Source organism: Luteolibacter sp. (genome assembly GCF_039920825.1).
Taxonomy (GTDB): Bacteria; Verrucomicrobiota; Verrucomicrobiia; order Verrucomicrobiales; family Akkermansiaceae; genus Luteolibacter.
Genome location: NZ_JBDSCX010000052.1, coordinates 21,351 through 28,139 on the forward strand (window position 1 = coordinate 21,351; position 6,789 = coordinate 28,139).

The 6,789-nt window shown below is 55.0% G+C and carries 7 protein-coding genes; all 7 read right to left on the reverse strand.

Features of this window, described 5'->3' with window-relative positions; all coding sequences use genetic code 11:
• Positions 1 to 26 precede the first annotated feature (26 nt).
• Positions 27 to 1,064 carry a site-specific integrase gene (locus tag ABIQ96_RS16650; RefSeq protein WP_348215749.1) on the reverse strand — a complete coding sequence of 346 codons (1,038 nt, stop codon included), beginning with the start codon at positions 1,062 to 1,064 and terminating at the stop codon, positions 27 to 29.
• A gap of 20 nt (positions 1,065 to 1,084) precedes the next feature.
• The gene (locus ABIQ96_RS16655; protein WP_348215750.1) at positions 1,085 to 1,399 is read right to left on the reverse strand and encodes a hypothetical protein; all 315 of its coding nucleotides are present in this window, start codon (positions 1,397 to 1,399) and stop codon (positions 1,085 to 1,087) included.
• A 16-nt stretch (positions 1,400 to 1,415) separates the two neighbouring features.
• Positions 1,416 to 1,892 carry a hypothetical protein gene (locus ABIQ96_RS16660; RefSeq protein ID WP_348215751.1) on the reverse strand — a complete coding sequence of 159 codons (477 nt, stop codon included), beginning with the start codon at positions 1,890 to 1,892 and terminating at the stop codon, positions 1,416 to 1,418.
• 40 nt (positions 1,893 to 1,932) lie between these two features.
• Entirely contained in the window at positions 1,933 to 2,727 is a 795-nt protein-coding gene (locus tag ABIQ96_RS16665) for a hypothetical protein (RefSeq protein WP_348215752.1), read from the reverse strand.
• Positions 2,728 to 2,917: 190 nt separating this feature from the next.
• Positions 2,918 to 3,295 (reverse strand): hypothetical protein, encoded by a 378-nt coding sequence (locus ABIQ96_RS16670; RefSeq protein WP_348215753.1) that lies wholly within the window; start codon positions 3,293 to 3,295, stop codon positions 2,918 to 2,920.
• 80 nt (positions 3,296 to 3,375) lie between these two features.
• Positions 3,376 to 4,191 carry a hypothetical protein gene (locus ABIQ96_RS16675; protein ID WP_348215754.1) on the reverse strand — a complete coding sequence of 272 codons (816 nt, stop codon included), beginning with the start codon at positions 4,189 to 4,191 and terminating at the stop codon, positions 3,376 to 3,378.
• A 7-nt stretch (positions 4,192 to 4,198) separates the two neighbouring features.
• On the reverse strand, positions 4,199 to 6,789 hold a 2,591-nt coding region (locus ABIQ96_RS16680), incomplete at its 5' end, for a hypothetical protein (protein ID WP_348215755.1).

Below are 6,789 nucleotides of genomic sequence, written 5' to 3' on the forward strand. Positions count from 1 at the left end.
GGCAAGTCTGATGTGATTCCTTGTCTTTAAAGACCAAGCTTGGCCGCGGCCGAGCTTTCCCAGCCCTCGCGGCGCCGGATGTAGCGCATCGCCGTGCGTTCCGATTTCCAGCCGCCCTGTCCCTTGATCGCCTGCAGCGACGCGCCGTTTTCGGCGGCGACCGAGGCGAATCCCGACCGCAGCGAATGCGGCGAGAAATCGTCCCAATCCTCAAGTCCGAGCGATTTGGTGCGGCTCTTGATGATGTCGGAAACCGTCTTGTCGCTGAGGCCGGTTTTGCCGACCGAGCCATCCTTGAAAACGCGGCGGAAGATAGGTCCTTCCTTGATGCCCGAAATATCCAGCCAGCCTTTGAGGGTCGCCACCGGACAGGTGACTGGCACTTGCCCGCGGGTGATGTATTTGACCATGCCGCGGCCTTCCTGATCGGTTTTGGACCAACGGACGGTGATTTCCACGCCTTGGGTCCGCCATTCAAGATCCTCGACGGTGATCCGGACCAGCTCCGAGCGGCGGAACGCCCCGGCGAACCCGATCAGCAGCAAAGCCCGGTCGCGCAGGCCGAGCGTGGTATTTTTATCGGCTCGTGATTCGTCCACCAGGGCGCGGGCGAGTTCGGTGGAAAGCTCGCGGGCCTGTTTCTGTTTCGTTTCACGGTAGCGGCGGCGCAGCAGCCGGAAACATTCGACGACTACCGCAGCGCTGCGTGGATTCTCCTCGCCCAGAAACCCCGCCTTGCGGTGCGCCCAGGAGATGGCGGCGGCACGGCGCTCGACCGTCGCCATCGAAAAGCCTTCGGCATGCTCGGTGAGGAAATGCACCAGCGCGGCCGAGGTGCTGGGCAGCGGGTTTTCTCCATGGTGGCGGCACCACTCGATGAAATGCGTTAGGTCCGACAGATAGGCTTTTGCCGAGCTATCCGTCACGTCCTCCTCGAACAGCGCGGCCACGACCGCCGGGACCAGAGGCCGAGCCGCCGCCGGCTGGATCGCGGCACCGGCTGTCACCGCCGGTGCGGAGACTGCTTCCGGCGGTTCTACTGGAATTCTAGTAGTTAATTTCATCACGGCCGGACGGTGGGCTTTTACCGCACCGCGCTGAAAATCCACGCTTCGAGTTCACGCCGCTTGAGATCGCTGATCCCGGCGTGAACCTGCCCTTCATCGTGCATCAGCCCATCGGTGGCAAACAAGAGCGAGCAGGATTCCGCCATGATCGTTGGATGCTTGAGGGCACGGGCGATCATCGCCTCTTCATCGGCGGTCCAATTTTTGAGCAGCGGCATCCAATCGTGTTCTTGGGAATCGCGGACGACGTTGTACATCGCGTGGGCAAGTTCGGCGCTCACCCCGGCCTCGACGGCGCGGAGTTCGAATTCTTTGTAGGGTGTGGAGGTCATGGCGGGGATAATGAAGTTAGAGTTTCGAGGCTTCGGTGGTGTCCGCCAACTCGCGCAAACGCGCGGGGCTTTCCATCGGGATCGGGTAGCAAAGCGGGAGACCCTTGGTGGCTTGGGTCGCTTCCGTTTCGTCGCAGCGGGTGAACTCACCGGCGGCGGTCATGAGGATTTTCAATTTCTCCTCGATCTCGGCACCGGCCAGCAGTCGGGCGGTAATGACCGCAGCCACGGCTTCGGCCACTTTGGTATCAAGACCGGCGCAGGCATGGCCGAGTGGAACCAGATGGGAGCCGGTGTAAATACTCCAGATAATCTGGCGGACCTTTTCCCCTTGGCCGCTCTGGTGCCGCATGGCGTCCACTAGCACCGGGCCGGTGGCGAAGAATTTCGCCATCGCCTCGCGGCCCAAGCGACCGGCGTCGTCCTGGACCTGGAGCAGTGATTCGAAGATTTTATGAGTGGATGGAGCGGCTTCTTCGTCGGTTGGCTGCATGGCGCGATGATGCCATGGGCAGATCGAATTTGGCAAGCCATTACTTCCGATAATGTTCCCTTATAGGTAGTAAAAACGGGCCGGAAAAACCGGCCTCGACAGGCCGGTTGCGGGGTCTGGAATCGCGGCGGCGGCGCAGCAGGCCTAGGCCGGCTAGCGCGCCCAGGAGCGAAGCGGAAGGTTCCGGCACAAACGAAAAGCGATCAAGTTTCACCGAACCAACCGGGCTGCTTCCGGACAAGCCCAACCCGATTTCATCAATGGCGCTGAAATCCAAAGGATCAACGCTTCCTCCTGAAATTGGGGTTTCAGTTCTGAGATCGAAATAAGTCTCGGTCGATCCAGCTGGCAGCAAGATGTTGTAAAAATTACTCGCGGTCAGCGATGAGGACAATGAGATGAAAATCATTTGTGCGAAGTCAAGCTGGCTGTATTCGAGTAATACAATTGGGCTGGCCAATGAAGTCGCCGAGCCGGCGACGTCCAAATTAAGATCTCCAATTCGATCGCCCAAAGTATGAAGTCGCCCGTTGTAGGAAACGAATGCCGAACCGGAAGCGGCTGTCTTTGAAAAACTCAAGCTCCCATCGGTCACGCCGATGAATGAAGTTCCCGCAGTGTCGGTTCCGATAAAACGGATATAACCGGTGGCAAAAAGTCTTCGCTCGCCACCGAAAATAGAAGGGTCGCTGATTTCGGAGTCCACACCGCCGAGGTTGCCGCTGGTGTCATAAAAAGGTCCCTGATCAAACGTAAAATCATCGATAACGATGCTTGATGCGTCGGCATCCGGATTCGCACAAAGCGCGCAGAATAGAAGAGGAAGGAATTTCATGAGGACAAAACGGGTCGCTTTTAAATATAAACGCTCCGGAGAGCGTCGCGCAGCTTCGGCTGCTCCGACCGTTAGGCTGATGCCTAATAGAGTCGAAAGAAGTGGATCGCATGGGCGACCGCCGGAAACATATGTTGGAAGACAGATCCTTCCAAGACTTAAACCGACTTTTGGGATGTGGTTTGATCGATTACGAAAGTTCTCCCTCGATCTCGAATCCACCGCCATCCGCCCAAGGTAACGGATCGAAATCGAGTCTGGAGAGAATCCCATTTGTGAGGCGCACCGTGGCGGTCGTCCTGAATCCTGCCGCGCGGCCCCGGACCGTCAACACCGCCAACGTCGCATCTTCCATGTGTTCTTCGAGCGGCGGCACCGGCCGGTTGGGCGGATGGGAGAAAATGACCGATCCGCCGCCGTAGTTGCGCCGGAAACGGGCCTGCCGGATCTGGCGTTTGAAGATCGCCGCCTCGGACGGCGGCAGCATCGAGGCGACCCGGTCAAGTATGGCGGATTCCAGAGCCGAGAGGCCGAGGAACCGGCTGAAGAATCGTATGAGCGGGTTCAAATCAATTTCAAAGGTGCCATCGCTTCATTGAAAGCGATTCCGTTCCCGCTGTTGTCAGTTTTTACAGAGGACCAGCGCAGTCATTGCGGAAGCTTCCAATGCTCTTCTAGAATCTTTTCTGCAACTTTCGACTGCTCGATGTGTAATCGTTCGATCTCTTCTTCTGCAGCGCTGCCTTTCATCTCAGCTTCATTGCTGGCGGATCTGGTTTTGAGATTCACGGCATCAAATAGTTCCTGTTTCTCCAAACCAAGTGCCGAGAAAAGAAGTTTCGCCATCTCTCTTCTGAGGAGAATTTCATCATTTCCCGAAAGCCCCCGTCTTCCATTTGTCGCGTTTCCATACTCCATGCGAGTCCTCACCACTTCCCACATCACAAGCTTCTCGATCTCTGGAGCTGTAGAGTAATAATTTAAAAGTTTTTTGGCATAATCATTTTGATCATAGCTAAATATAGCTAATGTTTTTTTAAACTCGAGAGCATCCCATGCATCTTTTCTATCTTTTTCTGCTTTAGGACTCACCGGTATGGAAAACAAGAGATCTCTTCGATGATCCAACATATTTCGGTAAGGGACAAGTGCCGCCTCATATTCCTCGGTGGTTCTAGGGGGAGGAATCTTGGCAAGAAAGGCATCAAGATTATTTTTTAAATTCACATAAGAAAGTTGATCGGATTCTGCGCCACTTGTGTCTTTTTGGGATTTTTCTGGCGGAAAATGAGTTGGAGATCTCGAGGCTGATACCGAAGATTCGGAATCCAGTTGTGCGGTGTTTTTCTCACTGTAATTCCCCTGTTTGGCCGATGGAGATGCCTTTTCGACGGCCTTGGGACGGCAACATGGCGAAAATGCTAACACAAGAAGTGGAATGAATGAGATGATTCGCGTATTCATAGAGTTACTATTGTGGAGGGAAGGTGCCGTTGCCTGTGACAAAAGAAGAGCTATCGTCAACCCACTGCCCATTAATTTTTTTAAACTTGAACTTAAGATCACCCAAATTGAGATCCGAGCATTGATACCATTTCCCAACGATTTGAACACGAGCATACTGACGAAATTGCGCGTTCAACAAGAACGTTGCATTTGCCACGCCATTTAGATTTGCCAAAGTAAATCGAGGATCATCAATATCCCTCATGATTCCCTGGCTTCCGGCATTGCCGAGGTAAGGCATCAACTCGAAATTCATATTGGGATCATCATTTCCAATCGCAATATCGGTGGGATAGTCGGGTATATCAGGAACCATTGCGTGTTCCGTATTCAGAAGGCCCGAATCCGAGGACTTCATGACCGCTCTTACTTGTCGGGTCGCGTCGTAACAGATAGCGGCACCATGTGACAAAGGCTCTGCTGTCCATGGATGATTGCCTCCCGGAGCTGGTGGGTTAGGCGGTAAATTGAAATTTGGAATATCCTGTGATAGATCAAACATCTCATTCGGCTGGCATGTGTATCTGTATTGAATTTGGGCTTTGAGAGTAAGCTCATTGGTAGTGACAATGGGTGGCTGCATTTTTGGCGTGTTGTTATCCAACGCCAGATCCGCCCAAGTGATCCAGACATTCGTGGCGGATGTCGTCTGCCCTGTGCCTCGGAGGCGGATGGACACGGGATACTTGCCCGTGGCGGATCGGGGGATTCCGGCGGTAGGGGAATTTCCGGAAATAGGAACGGCTCCCACCCATTCCACAAGCTGGTTGGGGTGTTGAGGTGTGATTTGGTCGCCGCTGATCCCATTGGCCGTCAGGATGACCGCATCGGTGAGGGTGGCGCTCTTGGTCGTGACGAAATGCACGGCCTTGCTGTTCGCAAGGTTGGACGGAACGATGTCTCCGATGACGCCTTTCATATTGGCGGCGAAGTCGATGGAGATTTCAAGACTCTGGAACTCGGCGGTGGCAACAAGGGCGAGTTTCTGGCCAAGGACTTCGGCGTTGAGTTTCAGACTCATCGAACCTGCTTTGGTGGCTTCGATGTAGTAAGTGGGACGCGGCCCGACCCCACCGGTATAATCGCGAGTTTGGAGTTTGTAAGGCAGAGCGACCAACTGCGGCTGTTGGTTCGGAAATGCTTCCCAAAGGCGGACCTTGCCCCCACCGGTCGCCTCAAGACGATAGATCATGGATTTCTCGTCCGCTCCTGGAGCGGTGGCCTCGAAGTTCACAGCGATCAGATCGTTTTCCGTCCCAAGGTTCAGGGATGCCTGCGTCCGGTCTTCCTGCCCGTTTGCGTCGTCGTCGTCGTTATTGACGAGAATCGCCCCAGGAAAGGTGATCGAGCCGTGAGCCGAAACAGGCCGTATCCAGGACGTTCCGTCTTTCACGGGTGGCGGAAGGTCGCGCCATGGGGTTAGGGCGAGGGTGCCGGGTGCGGCATTCACCTTTTCGTGTTTCCAGGCGATCATGCGACCGGAACCCGCCGGGGGCGCGGGAGCGGTTTCAGGATCGGTGACCTCCTGCCAGAGGAAGACTGCTTTTACCTGGGTGTTTCCGGGATAGACCGGAACGGTGGTTGGAATGGTCCAACCGAGACGGTATTGGCCACCTTGAAGGGAGATTTTAGATTCGTTCTCAACGAGGTTTCGCAAAGAGATTGGCGGTTGTGAAACCGGAGTGGCGGCAGTCAACGCGGTTTGAGCGTCAGCGATCAGATTCTGTGTGGTGTAAGGATCGGACAAATCCTGCGTCAGTGTGAATGTGACGCTCTCTTTGCCGGTTGACAAGTAACCGACAGGGGGATTCGGCGGCGTGGCGGGCACTCCGAGAACATCCTCCGTACCCTGACCTGTCCGAGTGGTCGGTTGCGTGGTAGTCCACTGACCGTTCACCACCTGGTTGTCCCAATACGTCATCGAAAGCGGGTCGCCGGAACTTTCCGATTCGCACGTTTGAAGAAGCAGCGAGTCATAGGATGCCTTATACCAGGTTTGGGTGGGATAAGGTTTGCCATCGTGCGCCCACACCGAAAATTCACTGAATGTGCTTTGGCTTCCCGCAGTGGTCGTGGATGTCCAGCCTTGTGTCGAACTCCACGAATACGATTCCGTGTCGGCACGGTGACCATGTTCTTCCTGCCAGAAGAAAAAGTAATCGCTGTGGGGAGTTTCCATCCCGATGTTATAACTCAGGTCCGAATGCTGCGTTTTGTAAAAATTCAAGACCGGTCCGGTTTCCTGCCAGATGGGCGGTCGGGGCAGTTGCGTGAACTGAACAAATCCATCCTTGTATAGATTGATGGATTTCATGCTGCCCTCGACGGAGGGCGAAGCAACCACCTCGGTGGTCGCAAGGTCGAAATTCCCCGAAAGGTTTTGATAGACCAGAGCTGCCGAAGTGTTGATCCCCCCGTAGTTCGCATTGACATCGAACTGTGCCGGGTTCCGAGGGGCGGTAATCCCGTAGTCCACGAAAAGGCTATATGCAACGCGCCTCTCCCATTCGTCGGGCACACCGTCATGGTCGTCATCAACGCTGAGGAGGTATTCCT